This is a genomic window from Chromobacterium rhizoryzae (assembly GCF_020544465.1).
GTDB lineage: Bacteria > Pseudomonadota > Gammaproteobacteria > Burkholderiales > Chromobacteriaceae > Chromobacterium.
The window spans coordinates 5071320-5094161 of the sequence record NZ_CP066126.1 but is presented as its reverse complement, the minus strand read 5'-3'; the positions used below and the strand labels follow the sequence as shown (position 1 = coordinate 5094161).

At 66.7% G+C, this 22842-nt stretch carries 22 protein-coding genes; 7 read left to right on the top strand and 15 right to left on the bottom strand.

The window, feature by feature from the left end; all coding sequences use genetic code 11:
* Positions 1-297: 297 nt before the first annotated feature.
* Positions 298-918: a tetratricopeptide repeat protein gene (locus JC616_RS23315; protein ID WP_107801209.1), complete on the top strand. Its 621-nt coding sequence runs from the start codon at positions 298-300 to the stop codon at positions 916-918.
* Between the two features lie 23 nt (positions 919-941).
* On the opposite strand, the gene JC616_RS23310 is transcribed toward JC616_RS23315, so the two are convergent.
* A complete protein-coding gene (locus JC616_RS23310; protein WP_043589344.1) occupies positions 942-1361 on the bottom strand; it encodes a hypothetical protein in 420 nt (139 codons plus the stop codon).
* 203 nt (positions 1362-1564) lie between these two features.
* Here JC616_RS23310 and JC616_RS23305 point away from each other — a divergent pair, with 203 nt between their 5' ends.
* Together JC616_RS23305 and JC616_RS23300 are read left to right on the top strand one after the other, a co-directional pair.
* On the top strand, positions 1565-2140 hold the full coding sequence (locus tag JC616_RS23305; protein WP_107801208.1) for a YqiA/YcfP family alpha/beta fold hydrolase: 576 nt from the start codon (positions 1565-1567) through the stop codon (positions 2138-2140).
* 86 nt (positions 2141-2226) lie between these two features.
* Positions 2227-3201, top strand: a complete 975-nt coding sequence (locus JC616_RS23300) for a quinone oxidoreductase family protein (protein ID WP_107801207.1) — start codon at positions 2227-2229, stop codon at positions 3199-3201.
* A 131-nt stretch (positions 3202-3332) separates the two neighbouring features.
* Here JC616_RS23300 and JC616_RS23295 read toward each other — a convergent pair whose 3' ends face one another.
* The 3 genes from JC616_RS23295 to JC616_RS23285 are packed head-to-tail and all read right to left on the bottom strand — an operon-like array spanning position 3333 to position 4864.
* On the bottom strand, positions 3333-4046 hold the full coding sequence (locus tag JC616_RS23295; protein WP_107801206.1) for a helix-turn-helix transcriptional regulator: 714 nt from the start codon (positions 4044-4046) through the stop codon (positions 3333-3335).
* A complete protein-coding gene (locus JC616_RS23290) occupies positions 4047-4499 on the bottom strand; it encodes an EVE domain-containing protein (protein ID WP_107801205.1) in 453 nt (150 codons plus the stop codon).
* On the bottom strand, positions 4496-4864 hold the full coding sequence (locus tag JC616_RS23285) for a VOC family protein (RefSeq protein WP_107801204.1): 369 nt from the start codon (positions 4862-4864) through the stop codon (positions 4496-4498). Before JC616_RS23285 ends, JC616_RS23290 begins: the two co-directional genes overlap by 4 nt.
* 301 nt (positions 4865-5165) lie before the next feature.
* Here JC616_RS23285 and JC616_RS23280 point away from each other — a divergent pair, with 301 nt between their 5' ends.
* Positions 5166-5891 carry an MgtC/SapB family protein gene (locus tag JC616_RS23280; protein ID WP_019103569.1) on the top strand — a complete coding sequence of 242 codons (726 nt, stop codon included), beginning with the start codon at positions 5166-5168 and terminating at the stop codon, positions 5889-5891.
* 209 nt (positions 5892-6100) lie between these two features.
* Here the strand turns inward: JC616_RS23280 and JC616_RS23275 are convergent, their stop codons facing one another.
* Both JC616_RS23275 and lptM read right to left on the bottom strand, forming a co-directional pair.
* Positions 6101-7195 (bottom strand): pyridoxal phosphate-dependent aminotransferase, encoded by a 1095-nt coding sequence (locus tag JC616_RS23275; protein WP_107801203.1) that lies wholly within the window; start codon positions 7193-7195, stop codon positions 6101-6103.
* Positions 7196-7332: 137 nt separating this feature from the next.
* Positions 7333-7521 (bottom strand): LPS translocon maturation chaperone LptM, encoded by a 189-nt coding sequence (gene lptM / locus JC616_RS23270; protein ID WP_107801202.1) that lies wholly within the window; start codon positions 7519-7521, stop codon positions 7333-7335.
* A 135-nt stretch (positions 7522-7656) separates the two neighbouring features.
* Here lptM and cyaY point away from each other — a divergent pair, with 135 nt between their 5' ends.
* Together cyaY and JC616_RS23260 are read left to right on the top strand one after the other, a co-directional pair.
* Complete coding sequence (gene cyaY, locus JC616_RS23265; protein WP_107801201.1) at positions 7657-7974, top strand: iron donor protein CyaY; 318 nt, start codon at positions 7657-7659, stop codon at positions 7972-7974.
* A complete protein-coding gene (locus tag JC616_RS23260; protein WP_107801200.1) occupies positions 7971-8387 on the top strand; it encodes a YqaA family protein in 417 nt (138 codons plus the stop codon). The genes cyaY and JC616_RS23260 overlap by 4 nt, the downstream gene beginning before the upstream one ends.
* A gap of 71 nt (positions 8388-8458) precedes the next feature.
* On the opposite strand, the gene JC616_RS23255 is transcribed toward JC616_RS23260, so the two are convergent.
* Genes JC616_RS23255 through hemC form a run of 4 tightly spaced genes read right to left on the bottom strand, consistent with a single transcriptional unit; the run spans position 8459 to position 12364 of the window.
* Positions 8459-9667: a heme biosynthesis protein HemY gene (locus tag JC616_RS23255; protein WP_048412739.1), complete on the bottom strand. Its 1209-nt coding sequence runs from the start codon at positions 9665-9667 to the stop codon at positions 8459-8461.
* Between the two features lie 3 nt (positions 9668-9670).
* On the bottom strand, positions 9671-10699 hold the full coding sequence (locus tag JC616_RS23250; protein ID WP_107801199.1) for a uroporphyrinogen-III C-methyltransferase: 1029 nt from the start codon (positions 10697-10699) through the stop codon (positions 9671-9673).
* Entirely contained in the window at positions 10696-11427 is a 732-nt protein-coding gene (locus JC616_RS23245) for a uroporphyrinogen-III synthase (protein ID WP_227105715.1), read from the bottom strand. The genes JC616_RS23250 and JC616_RS23245 overlap by 4 nt, the downstream gene beginning before the upstream one ends.
* Positions 11428-11434: 7 nt before the next feature.
* Positions 11435-12364: a hydroxymethylbilane synthase gene (gene hemC, locus JC616_RS23240; RefSeq protein ID WP_227105714.1), complete on the bottom strand. Its 930-nt coding sequence runs from the start codon at positions 12362-12364 to the stop codon at positions 11435-11437.
* 295 nt (positions 12365-12659) lie between these two features.
* On the opposite strand from hemC, the gene ppc reads away from it, so the two are divergent.
* Entirely contained in the window at positions 12660-15359 is a 2700-nt protein-coding gene (gene ppc, locus JC616_RS23235) for a phosphoenolpyruvate carboxylase (RefSeq protein WP_227105713.1), read from the top strand.
* Between the two features lie 421 nt (positions 15360-15780).
* Here ppc and JC616_RS23230 read toward each other — a convergent pair whose 3' ends face one another.
* From JC616_RS23230 to hemL, 5 genes are all read right to left on the bottom strand, one after another.
* Positions 15781-16593 (bottom strand): DUF2145 domain-containing protein, encoded by an 813-nt coding sequence (locus JC616_RS23230; protein WP_227105712.1) that lies wholly within the window; start codon positions 16591-16593, stop codon positions 15781-15783.
* Entirely contained in the window at positions 16580-17038 is a 459-nt protein-coding gene (locus JC616_RS23225) for a hypothetical protein (RefSeq protein WP_227105711.1), read from the bottom strand. Before JC616_RS23225 ends, JC616_RS23230 begins: the two co-directional genes overlap by 14 nt.
* Positions 17039-17099: 61 nt before the next feature.
* Positions 17100-19847 (bottom strand): DEAD/DEAH box helicase, encoded by a 2748-nt coding sequence (locus tag JC616_RS23220; protein ID WP_227105710.1) that lies wholly within the window; start codon positions 19845-19847, stop codon positions 17100-17102.
* 84 nt (positions 19848-19931) lie between these two features.
* Positions 19932-21320: a hypothetical protein gene (locus tag JC616_RS23215; protein WP_227105708.1), complete on the bottom strand. Its 1389-nt coding sequence runs from the start codon at positions 21318-21320 to the stop codon at positions 19932-19934.
* 110 nt (positions 21321-21430) lie between these two features.
* Entirely contained in the window at positions 21431-22708 is a 1278-nt protein-coding gene (gene hemL, locus JC616_RS23210) for a glutamate-1-semialdehyde 2,1-aminomutase (protein WP_227105706.1), read from the bottom strand.
* Between the last annotated feature and the right edge of the window lie 134 nt (positions 22709-22842).

Genomic DNA, 22842 nt, shown 5'->3' with positions numbered 1-22842 from the left:
TGCCTCTGCTGGAGCACTATCCCTTGCCGCTGCACGCGGTGTTTCCCGAGCGCAAGCACGTGCCGGCCTAGGTGCGCGCCTTCCTGGAGTTCATCGACCGGAAGCTGGGCGGCGAGCCGCCGCCGACAGATTTCCCGGCCGCCGCCGACTAAGAGTCTGTTCAAAGTTTCGCGAGCGAGAGCGAGACAGGGCGAACGCCGCTGAGAAAGCGGAATGCGTCAGTAGCGCATTGGCGCTTCAGCGGGCTTTGAACTGCTTCTAAGCTTTGGTAGTACGGGCCCGATGAGGAGAGGCGCGATGAAGGCGTGGGCAGGCGGGATATGGGCGGCGTGGGCGCTGGCGTCCCTGGCCGCGGACGTGGCGGGCTGGGCCAGCTATCAGCGCGGCGATTTCGCCGCCGCGCGCCGGCAGTTCGAGCAAGCGGCCCAGGCGGGCGACCGGGTGGCGGCTTTCGACCTGGCGATGATGCATTGGCGCGGCGAAGGCGGCGCGCCGGACCGGGCGCAGGGCGAGCGCTGGCTGCGCCGCGCTGCCGACGCGGGTCTGCCGCAGGCGCAGCACGCCTTGGGCGCGCTGTATGAAAGCGGCCAGCAGGTGGCCAAATCGCAGACCGAGGCGACGCGCTGGTTCCAGTTGGCCGCGCGGCAGGATTATCTGCCGGCGGAGCTGGATCTGGGCACCCAGTACTTCTTGGGCCGCGGCGCGGCCAAGGACTACCGGCTGGCCGCGTACTGGTACGAAAAAGCCGCGCAGCAGGGCGATATGGGCGCGCAATATCTGATCGCCAGCATGTACGAGCACGGCGACGGCGTGGAGCGGGATCTGCCGGCGGCGATACGCTGGTACGCCAAGGCGGCGGCTCAGGGCGACGTCGGCGCCAGGCTCAAGGCGCTGGATCTGGCCAAGAGGGCCAAATAGGCCTCGAAACCCAGGCCGGGCTTTCAGGCGCGGGCCGGCCCGCGGCGCATCGCCGCCAGGCACTGGCAGGCGGCCTGCCAGTCCTGAACCCCGCGCAGGCCGCGCACGATGATGCCGGCCAGGGTGTCGTTGCAGGCGTCCGGGCCAAACTGCATCAGCATCTCATGCAGGGCGAAATGCAGGGAGGCGTTGTGTTGCAGCAACAAACCCACTTGTTCGTGGACGAAGCCGTCCACCGTGGCTTGGCCGTCGCGGTCCACATGCACATGGTGACGGGGGCAGAAGCCGGAACGGATCAGCGCCTGATCGGCGCGCACGTCGTCGAGAAAGGCCTGCGCGCTGTGGTGCAGAAAGCCGCAAGCCATGATCAGGCTGGCGACGGAGTAAGGCTTGGTGGTGGTGGCGTCGGCGACGAGGGCGTTGTCCGGCAGGGTGGCAAGCATTAATGTTCTCCTGTTATCTTTGTAAACCGCGCTCAATGGCATAAATCGTCGGTTTTATTATTTTTTCCGCGTTTTTGTATCATTCATGCGAATGTATTGGCAAGCCCGTCGAAAGGACGGTTGCCAGCCGCGGCTGCCAGGGTTTTTCTTGGGACGATGGCCATTTAGAATGAACTCTTTCTTTTCCGTTTGTTCCCATCCGCATGCATATTGTTTACCTGCACGGCTTCAACTCCGGTCCGCAATCGCTGAAGGCGAACGAAACCGCCGCTTATCTGCAACAGAACGCTTTCGATGCGACCCTGCATTGTCCGCAGCTGTCGCCGCATCCGGCCGAGGCGATTGAGCAGGCGTCCGCCCTGGTGGCCTCCTTGCCGGCCGACACCTTGTTGATCGGCAGCTCCCTCGGCGGGTATTACGCCACGTTTCTGGCCGAGCGTCATCAACGCCCGGCGGTGCTGATCAACCCGGCGGTGCGGCCTTACGACGACTTGGCGCGCTTCATCGGCGAGCAAACCAATCCCTATACCGGCGTGGTCTACACCCTGAGCGACGCCGATATGCGGGCCTTGCTGGCGCAGCGCGTGGCGCAGCCGTCCGCGCGCCGTTACTGGCTGCTGTTGGGTAGCCGCGACGAGGTGCTGGACTGGCGCGAAGCGGCCGCGCTGTATCTGGACTGCCGTCAGACGGTGTTCAACGGCGACGACCACAGGCTTGAAGCCTGGCCGCGCATCTTGCCGGAGGCGCTGGCCTGGGGGCGCGGGCAATTATTGGCCTGAGCATCGAAACAGTCTGTTCTGCGACAGTGGCTTGTCCGGGGGAAGGCGCTGCCGCACACTGGATTTTTTGCGCCGAGGAGGCCGCCATGACTCAAGCCATCGTTTTCTCCCATACCGGCGGGCCGGAAGTGCTGGGCCTGCAGAGCCAGACGCTGGCCGCGCCGGGACCGGGCCAGGTGCGGGTGCGTCACACCGCCATCGGCGTCAACTTCATCGACACCTATCAGCGCAGCGGCCTGTATCCGCTGCCGCTGCCGTCCGGCCTGGGCCAGGAAGCGGCGGGGGTGGTGGAGGCGCTGGGGCCGGAGGTGTCTGGCCTGGCGGTGGGCGACCGCGTCGCATACGCCGGCGGCCCGCTGGGCGCTTACAGCAGCGAACGGCTGTTGCCGGCGGCGGTGCTGGTGAAGATTCCCGACGGCATCAGCGACGAATCCGCCGCCTGCATGATGTTGCAGGGCATGACCGTGGAGTATCTGGTGCAGCGCAGCTACCCGGTGCGGCCGGGGCAGACCGTGCTGTGGCACGCCGCCGCCGGCGGCGTCGGCCAGATCGCGGTGCAGTGGCTGACGGCGCTGGGCGCGACGGTGATCGGCACCGTCGGCTCCGACGCCAAGGCCGACATCGTGCGCGGTCTGGGCTGCCAGCATGTGATCAATTACAGCCGCGAAGACGTAGTGGCCAGGGTGAGCGAGATCACCGGCGGCCAGGGCGTGCCGGTGGTTTACGATTCGGTGGGCAAGGACACTTTCCAGATCTCGCTGGCCAGCCTGAGCCCGCGCGGCATGCTGGTCAGCTTCGGCAACGCCTCCGGCGCGGTGCCGCCGTTCGCGCCGCTGGAATTGACCAGCCGCGGCTCTCTGTTCTTCACCCGGCCCAAGCTGGCCGATTACATCGCCAGCCGCGCGGAGCTGGAGGCTTCGGCCCAGGCGCTGTTCGAACGAGTGGCGGACGGCAGGATCAAGGTGGCGCCTTCGCATCGCTATCCTCTGGCCGAGGCGGCGCAGGCGCACCGCGATCTGGAAGGGCGCAAGACCAGTGGCTCCATCATCCTGCTGCCTTGAGCCGGCGACGCGGCGCTTAGAGCCGCTAACAACACCTCGCAGAGAACCTGAGCCAAGGCGCGCCGACGCAGGCAGTACCCGTAGTACGACAAGGAGGCGCAACGCGGGATCAGGGGTTTTGTTAGCGGGTCTTATTCCTGATGCCAGGGTTGGCGCTGGTGTTGTTCCAGCCAGGCCAGCGCCTGGCCGCCGGCGTCCACATGGCTCAGATAGCCGGCCAGGCTGACCCCGGGCGGACAGCTCAAGTCCGTGGCGCGCCAGCTTTGCAGCCGGTCCACGCGGAAGCTGCGGTAGTCCAGGCGCAGTCCGCACCAGGCGGCCAGCAGCCAGCGGTCGCCCCAGAAGAACAGCGCCAGCGGCATCAAGGCGCGCTGGCTGCCGCGGCCGCTTTCGTCGCGGTAGTCCACCCATAGCGGCTGGCGGGAGACGATGGCGTCGCGCAGCGGCGCCAAGCGCTCGCGCGGGTAATTGCCCGACGTCGGCGCGTATAGCGGTTCCGGCGGCAGGCCGGACGAGCCCAGCACCGCGTGGATGCGGCCTAGCGCCGATTGCGCCGCCGCCGCGGTGTCGCGGTCGGCCCAGGCGGCCAGCATGCGGGCGCCCACTTCCAGCGCCGCCAGTTCGCGCGCGGAAAACGCCACCGCCGGCGGCGTGAAGCCGGCTTCCAGCCAATACCCCTCGCCGGCCTCGCCGTTGACCGGCGCGCCGCTGGCCATCAGGTCCGCCATATCGCGGTAGACGGTGCGCGGAGTCACCTCCAGCCATTCGGCCAATTGCCGGGCGGTGGTGCGGCGGCGGCCGCGCAGCAGCAAGAGGATTTGGACCAGTCGGTCGGCTCGGCGCATTCAGTCGGATTCCCGCAGCATGGATGGCGGCAGTGTCGCCCGCATTGCGCGCGCGATCAACAGGAAATCGGCACGGCCGATTTCCAGGTGGCCAAAGCGGAAAGCGTAGCCCCAGCGCGCCGGATCCGCGATAAAGGCCAATTGACCGAGCAGCGGACGGATGTCGGCGTCCTCCGCCGGCCAGAAGGCGATGTCGCGCCGGTAGGGTTCGAAATCGGCGCTGACCCGGAAGGGATAGACCCGCGCGTCCGCCGCCAGGCCGACGGCGGTGAAGCGCTGGCAGGGCTCGCGCCCCTCCAGGCTCAGCACCGGCGAGTAATAGATCAGGCCGTCGCCGGCCGCCATCCGCCTGAGCGGCGCGGCCTTGCCGTGGCAGAGCTGGGCGAAGCCGCCGGCCAGACCGCGCCGAACATGGTCGCGGCTGGCCACGCCTATCCAGTAGCGCCGGCTCATGCGGCGCTGTGCAGGCCGATCAGGTTGCCGTCCGGATCGGAAAACAGCGCGATCTGGCCCCAGTTCTCCGGCAGCGCGGTCTTGGGCTGCACCACGATGCCGCCGGCGCTCTTGATCCGTTCCAGCGTGGCGTCGAGATCGGCGCCGCCGTCCAGATAGACGCGCACGCCGTCGACATGGGGGCGGGCTTGCGGGCAGCTGAGCAGCGCGCCGCCGCAACTGTCGCCGGTTTGGGGAAACAGGGCCATGCGATTATTGTCGAAGCTCTCTTCTTGCAGCTCCACCCGCAGCGCCTGTTGATAGAAGGCGACGGCGCGCTCGAATTGGAGCACGGGAATTTCAAACCAGTGTAGAACGGGGGACATGGCACACTCCTTGAACAGGTTTTATCGAGATCCGGCCGGGAATATCCCGGCGCCGCTTCCGGGCGGGACGGAGGCGGCGTTGCGGCCTGGAGGACAGTGTGCGGCCCCCCTGCTGACAGCGTACTGTCAGCAGGAATCCGCCGTTGTCAATTTTCCTGCTTGGGCCGGCGCCACGTGTGCATCGCTCGCAGCAATCGCCTGGTCGGACACGACCCGGTGACGCGGATGTGGCAAACTGCCTGACTGTTTCCCGGCGCGACGGGAGCGCTGTTTTTTCAATCGACCGCAGGAGGAATAAGAAGTGGAAACCTTACTGCAGTTTCTGGGCTTCAACGGGTCTGGTCTGCTGCAAACCTTGCTCAGCCTGTTGACGGCTTTCATCCTGGGCTCGGCCATTGGCTATGAGCGGCAGTTCCGTCAGCGTACCGCCGGCTTGCGAACCAATACCCTGGTGGCGGTGGGCGCGGCGGCCTTCGTCGACATGGCGCTGCAGCTGGACGGCACCGGCGGCGCGGCGCGGGTGGCGTCCTACGTGGTGTCCGGCGTCGGCTTTCTGGGCGCCGGCACCATCATGAAGGAAGGCCTGAACGTGCGCGGCTTGAACACCGCCGCCACCTTGTGGGGCTCGGCCGCGGTCGGCGCCAGCGCCGGCGCCGGTCAGATTCCGCAGGCCTTTCTGATCACGCTGTTCGTCTTGGCCAGCAACACCTTGCTGCGTCCGGTGGTGAACTCCATCAACCGCAAGCCGATCGACGACGAAACCAGCGAAGTCACTTACCAGCTGTGCGTGATTTCCAGCCGTTCCGGCCAGAAGCACGCGATGGCCTTGCTCAGCGATCTGCTGGAGGAGTCCAAATACCCGGTGGGGGATCTGGACGTGGAGCCCTTCGGCGACGACGAGGTGGAGATGACCGCCACCTTGCTGTCCACCTCGGTGGAGTGGGAGGAGCTGGAGGAGATCGCCGCCAAGCTGGTGGCCCAGCCTTTCATCAGCCAGGCTTACTGGAACCCCAGCACCTCGGAGTGAGGACGGCGGGGAAAAGACCGCGCCCTGGGCCGCTAGCCGGTCCAGGGCGTTTTTTATGGGGCGGGAGAGCGGTTCAAAGTCTTGCGAGCCAGCGCGAGACAAGGCGAAAACCGCTGAGGAAGCGAAACGCACGCGTAGCGCGTGGGCGTTTACGAAGCGGTGCTCGCCGCGCCTCGTATCACGAAGCGCAGCGGATGTTGAGCCGCTTCTTAACCTTCCGCCAGCGCCGCCATCACCTTGGCCGACAGCGCCTGCGGCTGCGCGGTGACGCGCAGCAGATGGCGCACCGCCGGATGCGGCGGCCGGTGGACGGCGATGCCGTCGGACAGCAGTTGGCGGTGAATGGCCTCGCTGCTGGCGGCGTCGCGATAGGCGATGCAGACGAAGTTGGTGTGCGAGGGCATCACCACCAGATCGCGCGCGCGCAAGGCGTCGGACAGCTTGTCGCGCAGATGGATGGTGGCGGCGATCAGCTGGCGCGAGTAGTCCGGATCGTCCAACACGATTTGAGCCGCCAGCTGGGCGAAGCTGGACAGCGCGAATTGAGGCCGTATCTGGTCCGCCTTGGCGACGATGTGCTGCGGGCCGACGGCGTAGCCCACCCGCAGGCCGGCCAGCGCATAGGCTTTGGACAAGGTGCGCAGCCGCAGCGTGTTGGGCAGCGCGCCTTGCGGCGGCGCGTCCTGCGCGTCCACGCAGAAATCGACGTAGGCCTCGTCCAGAATCAACAGCGTGGACGAGGGCAGCATTTCGCGCAGCGCCAGGATATCGTCCGCGCCCCAGTAATGGCCGCTGGGATTGTCCGGGTTGGCGAGATAGAGCACGGCGGCGCGCTCGGCGCGCGCCACCTCCGCCAGCCGCGGCAGATCGGCTTGCAGCCGGTCGCCTTGCTGCTGGTAGGGCACTTCCAGGATGCGCGCGCCCACGCCTTCGGCGAAATAGCGGAAAGTGGGATAGGTGCCGGCGGTGCACACCACCGCGTCGCCGACATTACAGGCCAGGCGCAGCGCCAGCAGGATCAGGCTGTCGGCGCCGGTGTCGAACAGTACCTGGCTCGGGTCCACGCGGTTGTGGGCGGCTGCGCGCTGGCGCAGCCCGTGCGCGTAGGGGTCCGGGTAGAGCCGGGCCAGCTCCGTCATCATCTCGCCGAATTCCGCCGTCAGCGGCGAGGCCGGCTTGGCCATGCTTTCATTGGAGCCGATGCGCGCGCCGATGCGGTGACCCAAGGCCGCTTCCAGCTTGGCGATGCCGGGAAAGGGGTTGACGATGGTGTGATGTTCCAGATGACGGGCGAAGTGGGACATCGGCGGCTCCTTTAATCTGCAGATACAGCCTTTGAGTGTAAAGGATATGACTGAAGCGCAGGAAACCGCGTGGGAATATCAATATGTCTTCGGCATTTCGCGGCCGCCGCGCCGGGCCCAAAGCGCGGCGGGAACCGTCAGCGGACGGCGGGAGCGGCTGGTTCGGCCGCGGCGCGCGGAGCGGAGGCGTCGGCCTTGGCCGCGGGTTTGACGGCCGGCGCGGCGGCGGCCGGCTTGGCGGCGGGGGCGGGCAGATACAAGGGGCCTTTGAAGCCGCAGGCGGCCAGGAACAGGGTCAGGCTTGCACAAGCCAGCAAGGTGCGCATACGAATGAGTTCCAATGTGGCAAAATCTGGATACTAGCAAAGCTGCGGCGCGTCGTGTGATTCCGATGCGCCCGGCGATCAAGGCCTGAGCCGCGCCAAGACGGCGTCCAGGCCGTCATTCAACGGGAAAGCGCAATGAACGAAACCGAATTTCTGCGGCACACCGACGCCATCTTCGCACGCATCGAAGCCGCCATCGACGACAATGACCTAGACGCCGACTACCTGGTGTCCGGCAATGTGCTGGACATCGAGTTCAGCGACGGCGCCAAGATCATCGTCAACCGCCACACCGCCAATCAGGAGCTGTGGATCGCGGCCAAGAGCGGCGGCTACCACTTCGCCTTCCGCGACGGCCGCTGGATCGCCGCGCGCGACGGTTCGGAGTTCTTCTCCACGCTCAGCGCCGCCATCGCCGCCGCCTGCGGCGAAACCATCGGGTTTGATGAATGAGTCATTTGGTTTGGCTGGGCCTGGGCGGGCTGGCGGTGTCGGCCTTCACCTCGTCCACCATCCTGCCCGGCAATTCCGAACTGGCGCTGTCCGCCTTTCTGTACAAATGGCCGGAGTGGCTGTGGCCGGCCTTGCTGGTGGCCACGGTGGCCAATACCGCCGGCAGCGTCACCAGTCTGTGGCTGGGGCGGCTGGCGCCGCGCAAGGAGCTGCCGCCGCGGCTGGCCGGCTGGTTTCAGCGTTTCGGCCCGGCGGTGCTGGCCCTATCCTGGCTGCCGGTGATCGGCGACGCCATCCCCTTGGCCGCCGGCTGGCTGCGCCTGCCCTGGTGGTCCAGCATTCTGTGGCTGACCCTGGGCAAGGCGGCGCGCTATCTGGCCTTGGCCTGGGGGGTGCTGCTGTTGTCGAGTTGAGCCGATAACAATCAGGGCAAATAAAAAAGGACATGCGCGAGCATGTCCTTTTTCGTATGGAGTCCCCGGGATCAGCAGCCCTGTTTCAGCGCCAGCTCCAGGCTCTTGTTGTAATGCTGAGCCGCCAGCTCTTCCTTGCCGGTGGCTTCGAACAGCCGCGCCAGCTCGGCGTGGGCGCACAGCGTCGGCGAGATCGAGGCGCTGGCTTCCAGATAGCTCTGCGCCTTGCCCCACAGCTGCTGGCACAGGGCCAGACGGCCCAAGGCCATCAGCAGCCAGTGGTCGCGCGGCCGCTTCTTCAGCCAGTTTTCCGCGGTTTTCAGCAGTTCCAGGCGCTTGTCCTCGCTCAGGTGCTCGGCCAGCTTGCCCAGTTCGCGAGACAGCTCCGGGGTGTCGTGGTCGTCGTTGGCCAGCGCGCCGGCCAGCAAGGTGGCGGCGTAGTCGTAGTCCTGCAGCACGATCAGCCGCGCCACCACCTGGTCCATCAGCTGCGGGTTGCTGCGTTCGGCTTCCGGAATGCGGCGCAGCCAGTCGCGGATTTCCTGACCGCCCAGCAGCGTCACCAGCTGTTGCTGGTAGGCGGCCAAGCGGTAGCGCCGCGCCTGTTCCGGCTCCAGCGCGTCGGCCTTGAGCAGTTTCTCGGTCAGCGCCAGCACCGCCTCCGGCTGCTTCTGCAACAGACGGACCTTCAATTCCAGCCGCAAGGCGTTGGTCAGATTGGGCGACAGCGCGCGCGCGCGTTCGATGGCGGCCAAGGCGCCCAGCGGGTCCTTGGCTTCCAGCTTCAGTTCCGCGTCCAGCATATGGCGCGCCAGCTGCAGCCGCGGCGGCATGGCGTCCAGTTGCGCCAGATAGCCGTCCCGCTTGTCCAGATCGCCGGCGGCGCCGGCGGAACGGGCGGCGATCAAGAGCGCCAGCGCCTTGTTTTCCGGCGAGTATTCGTCGTCCAGCGATTTGCTGGCCTCGCGCTCGGCTTTCTGGAAACGGCCTTCAAAGTAGGAAATGCCGGCTTCGCGCAGCGCGTGGCGGGAGGCTTTCAGCTTTTTCTGGCGCTGGAAGCGGCGCACTTCCGCCGGCAGATTGGCGGCCACCGCCACCATGCGCAGCACCAGGTGCACCACGAAGATCAGCGCCACCACCGACACGATCAGCAGGTTGAAGGACACTTCCATCCGGTAAGGCGGCAGGAACAGGATGGCGTAGCCGGTGTTCAGGGTGGCGGCCAGGCCGACCAGCACCGCGAGGGCAAACAGCCCGGTAATCCACAAGGCGAATTTCACGGTTTATTCTCCTGCCGCGCCTTGGGCGTCGCGCACCGATTTGAGGCTGGCGTTCATGTCCGGCAGCGCCACGTCCAGCGGCGCGCCTTCCAGTTCGCCCAGCGTGCCCAGCCATTGGGTGACGGCCGGAGCGTCGCGGTCGAAGTAACGCTGCACATAGCTGCGCGCGGCCACGATGTCGGCGGCGAAGGTCTTGCCGTCGCGCTGGATCAGCGCCAGGCGCGCGTCCAGCAGGCGCATTTTCAGGTTTTCCCGCAGGAAGAAGGCTTGCTCCGGCGACAGCAGCAGCGCTTCGGGCTTGTCCATGCGGCGGATATGGATCAGCTCGCCCAGGCTCTTGCTGACGTCGGCCACCAAGCGTTCCCACAGCGGCGCGCTGGCCGGCGTCGCGGCCTTGGCCTGCGGTTTCTGGCTGGCCAGGCGGTGGGCGTCCACCGCCAGCGGCAGGCTGTCGGCGGACAGCATCAGCCGGTCCAGCTTGACGGTGAGGCCGACGCTGTCCAGATAGGGCAGGGCCTTGAGTTTTTCCAGGTCGGTGGCCACCGCCTTTTTCACGCCGATCAGCTGCGGGCGGTCGAACTTGGCCAGGCGCGCGTCCACCATTTCCAGCGCGGACACGGCGGCCGGCACATTGCCGGCCAGCTGCAATTGCTGGCTGGCGATGGCCAGGGTGTGCTCGACTTCGGACAGCAGCCAGTCGGTGCGGTTCTTGGTCAGTTCCTGGTACATGCCGTTCAGCGTCGCGTATTGGCCGGCGGATTCGTTGACGCGGGCCTCCATCAGCGCCAGCCGGCCTTCGGTGGCGCGGTTGGCGCTGATCGCCTGCTCGGTCATCGCGCGCAGCTCCTTGGCGGATCCGCTGCCTTCGGCCAGCCGGCGCGCCAGTTCCTGGCGGGCGGCGGTCAGTTCCTGCTGGGTGCTGAAGTACTGCCAGCCGGACACGCCCAGCGCGGCGATGGCGATCAGCAAGGCCGGACTCAGCGATTTCTTGGACTCGGGTTTGGCGGTTTCGGTGATCTGGGATTCGCTCATGGGTGACGACAGAACCATTTTTTAAGGCCGGCGACCAGCGCGCTGTCTTCGGCCCGGGTTGTCATGATGCGCGTCGCGCCTTGCGCGGCGAGCCGGTCGGCCACGCGCGGATGCGGCACGCAATATAGCAGGCATTGTAACGTCCTGATTCGACTGGGGCCAGCGAGACGGAACAATTGCTCTACGATTTCGCCGGAAGTGACGATTACCGCGTCCGGCGGCGCGAGGTCGAAGGCCGCCCAGTCCGGCGCGCCGTCCAGCCGGCGGTAGATTTCGGCGAACTCCACCGCCGCGCCGCGCGCGGCCAGGCTTTGCGCCAGCAGCGGCCGGCCGCCGACGCCGCGCACGATCAGCACGCGCTGTCCGCGCATATCGGCCAGTTCGGGCAGGGCCAGCAAGGCTTCGCTGTCGCTGCCCTCGGCGGGGTGCAGCGCCGTCCGGCCGCTGAGCGCGGCCAGCTTGGCGGCGCTGGCGCGGCCGACGCAGACCAGCCGCTTGGCGGCGAGGTCCAGCGTTCGCAGTGCCGGCCAGGCCTGATCTATGGCGCTGGGGCTGACGAAGACCAGGCAGTCCGCCGCCGCCGCTTGTCGCGGCAGCGCCGCCAGCGCATCCGGCTGCGGAGCGATCTCCATCAGCGGCAGATGGCCGGCGTCGAAGCCGGCGGCGGCGAGCAGGCGCAGCAGCTCGGCGCTTTGCGCCAGCGGGCGGGCGACCAGGACGCGCGGCATCGCCGTCTCAGCGCGGGTCGGCCAGCACCGCTTCGATCAGCGGGCCGGCGCCGTCGTCCAGCAGCTTCTTGGCCACGACGCGGCCCAGCGCGTCGGCGTAATCGGCCGGGGCGCTGGCGCTGGCGGTCAGCATCACCGAACCGTCCGGGCTGGCGACGAAGCCGCCCAGCGTCAGCGTGTCTTCGCTGAGGGTGGCGAAGGCGCCCAGCGGCACCTGGCAGCTGCCGCCCAGCTCGCGCGCCAGCGCGCGCTCGGCGCTGACACAGGCGTGGGTGGCGGCGTGGTTCAGCGGCGCGAGCAGTCGCATCAGGTCGGCGCGGTCGGCGCAGATTTCGATGCCCAGCGCGCCTTGGCCGGCGGCCGGCAGGCTTTCCGACGGCGGCAGCTCCTTGCGGATGCGCTCGGACAGGCCCAGGCGCTTGAGACCGGCGGCGGCCAGGATGATGGCGTCGTATTCGCCGTCGTCCAGCTTGCGCAGCCGGGTTTGCACATTGCCACGCAGCGGCTTGACCACCAGCCGCGGATAGCGGGCGCGGATCTGCGATTCGCGGCGCAGGCTGGAGGTGCCCACCACCGCGCCGTCCGGCAGCTCCGACAAGTCCGCGCAGCGGGCGGACACCAGCGCGTCGCGGGGGTCTTCGCGCTCGCAGATGGCGGCCAGCGCGAAGCCTTCCGGCAGCACCATCGGCACGTCCTTGATCGAATGCACGGCCAGGTCGGCGCGGCCTTCGGCCAGCGCCACTTCCAGCTCTTTGACGAACAGGCCTTTGCCGCCGATCTTGGACAGGGTCTTGTCCAGAATCTGGTCGCCCTGGGTGGTCATGCCCAGGATGTCCACGCTGAGGTGGGGGTAGAGCGCTTGCAGCCGGGCCTGGATATGTTCGGCCTGCCACATGGCCAGCCGGCTCTCGCGGCTGGCGATGACGATTTTGTCCATGAAAACCGGTTTCCGATTGGGCTATGTGCTTGGATGGCGGGCATTCTAGCACGCCGGCCCGACGCGCAGCGCCGCGGCATCGTCCAGGCGGGGGCGTAAAGCTTGATGTTGCGCAATGCGCAGTCAGGTCAATATCTAACGGCTTAAATGACAGTAGTGTTGCCACTACAGAGGCAAGCCTGCTTATGATGTTTTGCATGCGAAACGAATCGTCTGAAGTCAGCGACCGCGCTGACTTGAGCCGATTCAAAACTAGGAGCGGCCACGGCCGCTCGTCATCATCAAGGAATACCGAATGAGCGATTTAGACAAGGACTTGCCGCTGCGCGCCGATCTGGCGCGCCTGGACCGCGCGCTGGCCGAAGTGTTGAGCGAACAGGCCGGCCCCGAGGTCTACGCCGAGGTGCGCGCCATCGCCGGCCGCAGCGCCGAGGAACGCAGCCAGCCCTTGGCGGCGGAGTTGAGCCCGGCGGCGGCGATGGCGCTGGTGCGCGCCTGCGGCCTGTACGCCCAGCTGTTCAATATCGCCGAGGACCTGCACCATGTGCGCCGCCGCCGCGCCCACCGACAGGCCGGTTCCGCGCCGCAGCAGGGCAGCCTGTCGCGCGCGCTGGGCAAGCTGAAGGCGGACGGCGTCAGCATCGCCATGCTGGCCGACACCCTGCGCGACGCCTATGTCGGCGCCATCCTCACCGCCCACCCCACCGAGGTGCAGCGCCAGAGCGTGCTGGACGGCCACCGCGCGGTGCGCCGTTTCCTGGGCAAGCTGGCGGCGGCGGACCTGACGCCGGAAGAAGAAGAGGAACTGGAGGCCAAGCTCAAGCGCGTGATCGTCGCGCTGTGGCAGACCTCGGAAATCCGTCACTTCAAGCTGGCGGTCAAGGACGAGATCGAAAACGGCGTCGCCTACCACCCGCTGACCTTCTTCCAGGCCTTGCCGGCGCTGTATCAGCGCCTGGACCGGCAGATTGAGGCCACCTGGGGCCAGACGACGCCGTTGCCGTCCTTCATCCGCGTCGGCAGCTGGATAGGCGGCGACCGCGACGGCAACCCCAATGTCGACGCCGTGGTGCTGCGCCACGCGGTGACGCGCCAGGCGCAAGTGGCCTTCGAACATTATCTGTACGAGCTGGCGGCCTTGTACCGCGAGCTGTCGCTGTCGCAGCGCCTGGTCGGCGTCAGCCCGGCCTTGGTGGGCTTGGCGGCGTTGACGCCGGACCAGGAGGAGAGCCGCCGCGAGGAACCGTACCGGCGCGCGCTGGCGGCAATGGAGGCGCGGGTACTGGCCACCGGCCTGCGGCTGGGCGTGAGCCTGAGCGGCCGCTGGCCGGCGGGCCGGCCCTATGCCGACCAGGCTGAATTCCAGGCCGATCTCGCGGTGCTGGATGCCTCGCTGCGCGAACACGGCAGCGCGACGCTGGCCGACGGCCGGCTGGCGGAACTGATCCGCGCGGTGGACGTGTTCGGCTTCTTCCTGATGCCGCTGGACCTGCGCCAGTTCGCCGGCAGCCACGAGGCGGTGGTGGGCGAGCTGTTCGCCCGCGCCGGGCTGGAGGAGTTCGCGGCGCTGGACGAGGCGGCGCGGACCCGGGTGCTGCTGCGCGAGCTGGCCACGCCGCGGCTGCTGTATTCGCCCTATCTGGACTACAGCGCCGAAGCGGAGAAGGAACTGGCCATCTTCCGCGAGGCGGCCTTGATCCAACGTCAGTTCGGCGTGGACGCCATCGGCCAGAGCATTATTTCCAATTGCGCCCAGGTCAGCGACATCCTGGCGCTGGCGCTGCTGCTGAAGGAGGCCGGCATGATCCGGCTGGTGGACGGGCAGCCGCGCGCCAGCGTCAACCTGGTGCCCCTGTTCGAAACCATCGCCGATCTGGACCGCAGCGCTCAGGTGATGACGGCGCTGTTCGCGCTGCCGTGGTACCAGCAACTGCTGGACAGCCGCGGCCGCATGCAGGAAGTGATGCTGGGCTATTCCGACAGCAATAAGGACGGCGGTTATCTGACCAGCCAATGGCAGCTCTACCAGGCGGAAAAGCGGCTGGTGCGCTGTTTCGCCGACGGCCGGGTCAAGCTGCGGCTGTTCCACGGCCGCGGCGGCTCGGTGGGCCGCGGCGGCGGTCCGTCGTTCGAAGCCATCATGGCGCAGCCGGCCGGCAGCGTGGCCGGCCGCATCCGCATCACCGAGCAGGGCGAGGTGATCGCATCCAAGTATTCGGACCCGGCCATCGGCGGCCGCAACCTGGAAGCCCTGGTGGCGGCGACGCTGGAAGCCAGCCTCAGCGGCTGCGCCAGCTGCGAGACCGACGAGACGGTGTTCGACGAGCTGTCGGACGCCGCCTACCGCGCCTATCGCGAGCTGGTGGAAGCGCCGGGCTTCATGCAGTACTTCCTGGAGGCGACGCCGATCAACGCCATCGCCAAGCTCAATATCGGCAGCCGGCCGGCCTCGCGCAAGAGCCTGGCTTCGATCAAGGACCTGCGCGCCATTCCCTGGGTGTTCTCCTGGTCGCAATCGCGGGTGATGCTGCCCGGCTGGTTCGGCGTCGGTTCGGCGGTGCGCGCCTTCATCGAGCGCCACGGCGAAGCCGGCCGCGCGCGCCTGCAAAGCCTGTATCGCAGTTCGCCGTTCTTCCAGGTGGTGTTGTCCAATATGGAGCAGGTGCTGGCCAAGGCGGATCTGGGCATCGCCCGCCGCTTCGCCGGCCTGGTGGAGGACCGCGCGCTGGCCGAGGCGCTGTTCGGCCGCATCCAGGCCGAGTGGCAGGCCACGCTGGACGCTTTCTACGCCGTCACCGGCCAAAGCGCGCTGTTGGAGAAGAACCCGACGCTGCACCGCAGCCTGGAAACGCGCTTGCCGTATCTGGACGCGCTGGGCCTGTTGCAGGCCGAGTTGCTGAGCCGGCTGCGCCGTCAGCCGGACGACGCCGAGGCCTTGTACGCGATTCATCTGACCATCAACGGCACTTCGGCCGGCTTGCGCAACAGCGGTTGAGGCCAGGCGCGGCGGCGGCACAGGCCCGTCGCTGCGCTATGTAGGCTGGTTTTGCTGCTGGAGCTCGTTTTTGATTATTTCAGATCGGGCTAATGGCCTAAATGATGATTTAGGGCCGGTTCCGCCCTGACCGAGCGAAGCGTCGCGAGGAAATCAAACGGAAAGGGAGATGTGCGCGGCCCAGCCGCCCCATCGCTGAGCGAATCAAAGATTCTCAGTGATGGGGCGCTAAGGTCGCGGTGCTCGAACAAGCCGCCGCTTAAAACCCGCGAAGCGAAGTTGTTGCGTAGCTAAAACCTCGGGCCCGCCCCCCGACGGCAGGCTTGAAGGGCGCCGGGGCGCGTCGAATACGAAGTCTCCTACGTATCTACACAGCATCTCAAGGTACTCATAAAAGATCGTGAACAGGCTCGAGGCCAAGTCAAGGCGCGGGGATGTCCAACACTTGCCAGCCCTCCTTGCGCGCCTGCAGGAAGTTCATCACCGAATCCACGGTCACGGTCTGGATGCGGTCGGCGTAGCGCATCTCGTTGGGGTGGTCGTCGAAGGCGACATTGGCCTTGAACATGCGGCCGCCCAGCCGCGTCAGCGGCCCCAGCTTGAGTTCCGACGGCGCGTAGCCGTTGAGCTTCAGCCACATTTGCGCCTGTTCGCGGTTGGCGATGCGCGCTTCCTGGCTGGCCGAGGCCGCCAGCGTTTCCAGCACCCAGGTGTTGGAGTTTTCGTAGCGGGTGGCGAAGGGATAGGCCAGCAGGCTGTATTGCGGGGTGTGCAGTTCGCGCAGCCGCGGCGGCGCCTGCAGCCGTTCGCGCAGGCGGGCGGCCAGCGCCGGCGGCGGCAGCAGCGCCACCGATTCGAAGGAATACATATCGTCGAGGAAGAAATTGCCCAGGCCCTCGTACCACAGGTCGGAGCTGGCGCTGCCGCAGTCGTTGAGCAGGTGGGCGACGCGCCAGCGGCCTTCCGGCTGGCGGTAGGCGATGCCGACATGGGTGTAGCGCAGCTTGAAGCGCGACAGGTCCTGGCCGACGCGGCCGATCACCGCGACGCCGCCGCCGCTGGCGTCCAGCTTTTGCCGCAGCTGTTCGGCGGCGGCCATCGCCTTGCCGAAGGTGGCCGGGGTGATGGTTTGTTCCTCGCAGCTGCGGCCGGCCTGGGCGGTGTGCGGCAGCAGCAGGCAGAGCGCCAGGCCAAGGCCGGCGAGGCGGGCGGGCAGAGCGTCAGGACGGGACACGGTTGTGCTCCAGCAGGGCCTCGCCCAGCTTGTTGGGGATGAAGGCCAGCACTTTGCCGGAGGTGACCAGCATGGTGCCGCTAGCCACCGCGGTGACTTGCACCGAGGCGCCGACCGCGGCGCCGGTGGCTTTCAGCGCCTTGCCGGACAACTCCACCACCAGCTTGGCGCCGCCTTGCACCGCATCCAGCGACATCTTGACGGTGTCGCCGGCGCCCTGGGCCAGGCCGGTGATCACATAGGCGCTGCCGGTCACCGCCAGCACCGGGGCCAGCAGCGATTCGCCCTTGCCCTGGGCGCTGCCGGCCACGCTGATCGCCGGCGCGGCGACGATGGACAGGGTGCCGACGGAGATTTTCTCGGAGGCGGTGTCGGTCTGGGACAGGCCGGCCCAGGCGGGCAGCGCGGACAGCAGCAGGCTGGACAGCAGGAGGGCTTTGAGCATGGATAATCCGGAATCAAGGAAATGACGCCAGCTTGCCCATTTTATGACGAAAGGGCAATGCTCAGCTTTGGCGCAATAGTGCCAACAGCGCCGCGCCGTCCAGCCGCGCGCTGAGATCGCCGCCGTCCAGCAGGCTGTCGGCCAGCTCGCGCTTGCTGGCGTGCAGCGCCACGATCTTTTCTTCTATGGTGTGCTGGGCCACCAGCCGGTACACCGTCACCGGCCGCTGCTGGCCCATGCGGTAGGCGCGGTCGCTGGCCTGGTCTTCCACCGCCGGGTTCCACCAGGGGTCGAGGTGGATCACGTAGTCGGCGGCGGTCAGGTTGAGGCCGGTGCCGCCGGCTTTCAGGCTGATCAGGAACACCTCGCCGTCGCCGGCCTGGAAGGCGTCCATGCGCGCCTTGCGTTGCGGGCCGGGCACCGCGCCGTCCAGGTATTGGTAGCGTATGCCTTGCTCGTCCATCCAGCGGCGGACGATGGCGAGGTGATCGACGAACTGGCTGAACACCAGCGCCTTGTGGCCGTTGTCCAGCAGTTCCAGCATCAGTTCGCGGAACAATGCCTGCTTGGCGGAGGGCAAGGCGCTGTCCGGCTGGGTCAGCGTGGGGTGGCAGCAGAAGCGGCGCAGCCGGGTCAGTTCGGCCAGCACTTGCATCGCGCCGCCCTCGGCCTCGCCCGGCTGGCCCAGCTTGTCCAGCGCCTGCTGACGCATCGCCTCGTAGACTTCCATTTCCGCCTCGCTCAGCGGGACGGCGCGGGTGATGTCGGTGCGCGGCGGCAACTCGGTCAGCACCTGTTGCTTGGTGCGGCGCAGCAGATAGGGGCGGATCAGCGCCTTCAGCGCGTCGCGGGCGTCTTCGTCACCGTCGGCGATGGGCTGGGCGAAGCGCTGCTGGAATTTGTCCTCGTTGCCCAGCAGGCCGGGCGCGACGAAGCGGAACAGGCTCCACAATTCGCCCAAATGGTTTTCCACCGGGGTGCCGCTGGCGGCCAGGCGGAAATCGGCGTAGAGCGCGTGGGCGGCCTGGGCGCGCTGGCTGGCTGCGTTCTTGATCGCCTGCGCCTCGTCCAGCACCACGCTGGCCCAGCGCACCTCGGCGAAGGTGTCGGCGTCGCGTTGCAGCAGGCCGTAGCTGGCCACCACCAGATCGCCGGGGCCGGCGTTGTCCAGCCGCCGTTGTTGCTGGTAGGGCCGCAGCCGCAGGCTGGGCGCGAAGCGGGCGGCCTCTGCCAGCCAGTTCAGCGCCACCGAGGTGGGCGCCACCACCAGCTGCGGGCCGAGCGCGGCGCGGCTGAGCAAGAGCGCCAGCGTCTGCACCGTCTTGCCCAGGCCCATATCGTCGGCCAGGCAGGCGCCGGCGCCCCAGTGGGCCAGCCGCGCCAGCCAGTTGTAGCCTTGCTGCTGGTAAGGCCGCAGCGTGGCGCGCAGGGTGTCCGGTATTTCGGGTTCGAAGCTTTGCAGCGATTGCAGCCGCCGCCATTGTTCATTCCAGCCGGCGTCGCCGTCGAAAGCGCCGGCCTCGGCCGCCAGTTCGCCCAGCCGCGGCGCGGCCAGCGGGCTCAGGCGCAGGCCGCCGGGCGCGGCGTGGTCGGCTAGCAGCGTCAGTTGGCGCAGGCGGGCGGCGAGGGAGTCGGACAGCGCCAGCCAGTCGCCGTCGGACAGGCGCAGGTAGCGGCCGGACTGGCCGGCCAGCGCTTCCAGCAGATGGCGCAGCGCCAGGATGTTGCCGTCGTCCAGCCCCAGTTCGCCGTCCACTTCCAGCCAGCCGCCCTTGCGCTTGGCGCTCAGTTTCAGCTGCGGCAGGCCGACGCCGGCGCGGATGCGCTGGCGCTGGCCGGACGGCCATTCGCATTGCAGGGTGTCCGCGTCCAGCGTCTGCAGTTCGGCCAGCAGGTCCAAGGCCGCCTGCTGGCCGTCCAGCACCCATTCGTCGCTGTCGCGGCGCGCGGCGGCCAGCGTCGGGCAGGCGGCGTGGACCCGGCGCTGGCGGGCACGCTCGGCGGGAAGGTCGCGCTTGAGCTGCAGCGCGACGCCGTCCGCGCTCACCACCAGGCCGGGCGCGCCGCGGCCGGGCGCGTACAGCGCGCTGGCCGGGTGCGGGCGCACTTTCAGCTGCAGCCGCAGGCCGGCCTCGTCCAGCCGCAGCAGCGCGCGCAGAACGGCGTCGGCCGGCTGGCTGGGCAGGCTGTCGTCAAAGCTGGCGCTGACGTCGTGCAAGGGCAGCTCCGGCGCGATGTCGCGGATGGCGTCCAGCACTTTCTTGCGGGCGTGCCAGGGCAGGCTCAGGCTGTGGCCGAGCAGGGCGGCGATCTGGCGCACCTCCTCGTCCAGCCGGTAGACCGCGAGACGGTCCGGCGCCAGCTTGCGCCACAGCACGCCTGCGCATGCGGCGATGCCGGGCGGGCTCAGCCGCAGGGAGATCTGTTCGCCCTGGCGCTCCAGTTCCAGCGCCACTTGGCCGGCCTCCACCCGCAGCGGCTGTTCCGGCGCGTCGGCCCAGTACAGCGCCGGGTGGCCGACCAGCAGCGGCAGCGCGGCCAGCGCGTCCAGCGCCGCGTGGCCGTCGGCGGCGATGTCGGCCTGCAAGGCGGCCAGCGCGCGCAGGATCAGCCGGTCCTGGCCGCCGAGCCAGTCCAGGCCGTCCTGTTCCGCCAGCAGCCTGGCTAGCGGCAAGCGCCGGCCGCGGCCGTAGCCGTCGGGGCCTCGCGTTTGCTCGCAGGGCTGCAGTTCCACGCCGGAGACTTCGACGCGCAGCCGCCAGGCCAGGCGGGTGGGGGGGGATATCTGGGGTGTGAGTGGCGGTGACATCGGCGAGATACTGCCGGAGAAAGCCAAGATGGACCAGCGTGATGAAGAAAATGACGGCGACTTACGCCGCCGCCGTGAGTGGGATTATTTGCTATCGCAACCGCCTGGTTGGGTGGCGATGTTCTTCTGATGCTCATAGCGTTCGCCGTTCCAGCGCCAGATAGCTTCGCAGAAGCCATTACCGGACAGACGGATGTCGTTGTAACCCTGATTACCTGTGTCTGCTACGGTGGCCTTCTTGGCCGGTAGGCCCAGATTGGCACGCAAATGGCCATCTTCGCCGCGGATGAATAGCCAAATTGAGTGTTCGGTATTGCCGGAGGTGCAACTGTTGCCACCCTCCACCCACAGGTTGTTGTGGTCGTTTTCCGAGCCTTTTGGTATGGATGCGCTCAGTTTGAACGGTGCGGTGCATTCTGGTGTGACGAAGCCCCAGTTGTCCTGATCCTTGATGACGTAGGTGGCATTCAAGGCTTTGAGGACTTCTCTCAGATCAGCTGTGGACAACTCGGTGCTGTCGTCGAACAGCGCTGCGTTGGCGTTGTTGGGTGGTGGGGGCGCTGCTTCAGTTTCCGCGGAGTTTTCTTCGTTATTCTCCGTTATCTCAGGGTCATCTTCGCTGGGTAGGTGGCCTTCCTCCCCGCAGGTTTTGTCAGCACAGACGTACTTCCATTGTTTGCTGTCAAATTGAAAATGATAGCTGGCGATTTTTTGCTTGTTGTGATCCTGAACCGTAAGCTGCAGTGGGTAAAACTCAGAACTGGTATTCTTTGTATCCGTTTGATAGATGAAGTCCAAAGTGTACTGACTTGCGCCCTGAGCACCGATTACATCTTTGGCTGTATCTAGGATTTTGTTCTGCTTGGGCATGAATAGGTATGGCTGGCGGAATGCATAACCACCGTTGAGTTCTCCTCCGACCTGTATCAACCAGCCCATGAGTCCGGTACGTGAAATGGGGAGCAATTTGACGGTTTCCGGCATGGCTCCGCCAATGCTGTCATATGAAAGTGCCTTGTCGGAAGCGATCAACTCGAGGTTTTTCTTGTGGAAGACAAATGCACCGGCTAGCCCTTCGCTATCTGCATGACTGGATTCCGTGAGGAAGCCGCTGGCGAATAGGTAGAATGTTTCTTCACCATTGGCCTGGACCAGATCTAAAGCCATTGGCTTCATGCAATAGACTTGGTCATTACGGTTGATGTTCCAGCACTCTTCTGTTTCATCATAGTTTTTAGCACCGTAAGCGCGTGCCATGACCTCGGAAATAATTTTATGGTTGTTATCATCATCCAGAGCTAGCCGCGTTATGACTGTCTCGTGATGTGAGTGCCAAAATTTCCATCCGCCAAATGCTATGGTGCTGGCCAACATAATACCGGCCAGTATCATGAATTTTCTCTTATTCCCCATCGATAGTGCCACTTTCATCGCTAAGCTTTTGCCAACATTAAATTGGCAAACAATATGCATAAAAAATTTCCAAAGGCATTGTATCAGGATGGGGCGTTTGTTTGTGCACACAATAATGAGAAAGAGGAGCCTTAGGCTCCTCTTCAGCAAGCGGGGAAATATGGTTTTAGTTAGACGCGGCTCAGCGCGCGACCGGCGGCGGCGATGGTCTGCTCGATGATGTCGTCGCTGTGGGCGCTGGAGACGAAGCCGGCTTCGTAGGCGGACGGCGCCAGGTAGACGCCTTCGTCCAGCATCGCGTGGAAGAAGCGCTTGAAGCGTTCGATGTCGCAGCGGGTGGCTTCGGCGTAGGATTTGGGCGCGTGCTCGCTGAAGTAGAAGCCGAACATGCCGCCCACGCTGTCGCTGCTCATGGTCACGCCGGCCGCGCGCGCGGCGTCGGCCAGGCCCTGGGCCAGACGCGCGGTGCGGCGGCCCAGCTCTGCGTGGAAGCCGGGCTGCTGGATCAGCTTGAGGGTGGCGAGGCCGGCGGCCACCGACAGTGGATTGCCGGACAGGGTGCCGGCCTGGTAGACGTTGCCCAGCGGCGCGATGCAGGCCATGATGTCGGCGCGGCCGCCAAAGGCCGCCAGCGGCATGCCGCCGCCCACCACCTTGCCCAGCGTGGTCAGGTCTGGTTTGACGCCGTGCAGGCCCTGGGCGCAGTTCAGCGCCACGCGGAAACCGGTCATCACTTCGTCGTAGATCAGCACCGCGCCGTGTTGTTCGGTCAGGCTGCGCAGCGCCTGGACGAACTCGGCCGAGGGCTGGATCAAATTCATATTGCCGGCGATCGGCTCCAGGATCACGCAGGCGATTTGGCCGCCGATCTCGCGGAAGGTCTTGTCCAGCTGTTCGACGTCGTTGTACTGCAGCACCAGGGTGTGCTTGGTGCAGTCGGCCGGCACGCCGCCGGAGGACGGGTTGCCGAAGGTGAGCAGGCCGGAGCCGGCCTTGACCAGCAGGCTGTCGGAGTGGCCGTGGTAGCAGCCTTCGAATTTGACGATGAGGTCGCGGCCGGTGAAACCGCGCGCCAGGCGGATCGCCGACATGGTGGCTTCGGTGCCGGAGGAGACCAGGCGCACTTGCTCGATGGAGGGCAGCAGCTTGCGGATTTCCTCGGCGATCAGGACTTCGCCCTCGGTGGGCGCGCCGAAGGACAGGCCGCCGACGGCCGCTTCCTGCACCGCGCGCACCACGTCCGGGTGGGCGTGGCCGACGATGGCCGGACCCCAGGAGCCTACATAGTCCAGATACTGTTTGTCGTCGGCGTCCCAGAAGTAGGCGCCTTCGGCGCGCTTGACGAAGCGCGGCGTGCCGCCGACCTGGCCGAAGGCGCGCACCGGCGAGTTGACGCCGCCGGGGATGGATTTCTTGCCACGTTCAAACAGTTCCAGATTGCGGGACATGTGCGTTTCCTTGTCGGGCGGCCGCGGCCGCGGGTGTGTTCGGATTGGGCGCGGGCGCTGGACCCGCCATTGGCCGCTATTTTAACCGAGGCTGGCGTGGGTGGGCTATGAGTGATATATGCTTTTGACCATGT